General features: G+C 70.8%; 1 pseudogene. It reads left to right on the top strand.

What is annotated here, in order from left to right:
- Positions 1-541, top strand: a pseudogene (locus ACFP9U_RS25385) (hypothetical protein); the annotation flags it as partial.

Raw genomic sequence — 541 nt, 5'->3', positions numbered from 1 at the left:
AGGAGGCGACCGCCGAGGGCGCCACCAGCGCGATCACCGTTCCCGGCTTCTCGGTGACGAAGGTCGCGCAGCTGACCGAAGTGCGGCGTGGTGGCCGGGTGCCGTACGTGATCGCGGTGACGCCGCACAACCTGTCGGCCGCCAAGACGGTGACGGTGGTCGACGTGATGCCGGCCGGCTTCAGCTATCTGGAAGGCACCGCCTCGGTGGACGGGACGCCGGCCGAGCCGGAGGTGGAGGGCCGCACCCTCGTCTTCGAGGGCGTCACCCTGCCGCCGGATGCGGAGATGGAGGTCCGCCTGTCGCTCGGCGTCTCGGCCGCCGCCAAACCGGGCAAATATGTCAACCGGGCACGCGTGCTGCGCGCCGACGGCACGGTGATGACGCGCGACGCCACGGCCGAGGTCGAGGTCGTGACGGAGCCGGTGTTCGACTGCGGCGACCTCATCGGCAAGGTGTTCGATGATCTGAACCGCAACGGCTACCAGGACGCCGGCGAGCCGGGCCTGCCGGGCGTCAGGGTGACGACGGTCAAGGGCCT

Origin of the sequence: Nitratireductor sp. GCM10026969 (genome assembly GCF_042660605.1) — a bacterium.
In the GTDB taxonomy this organism is placed as follows: domain Bacteria; phylum Pseudomonadota; class Alphaproteobacteria; order Rhizobiales; family Rhizobiaceae; genus Chelativorans.
The sequence above is the reverse complement of the archived record's forward strand: the minus strand, read 5'-3'. Positions and strand labels throughout refer to the sequence as shown.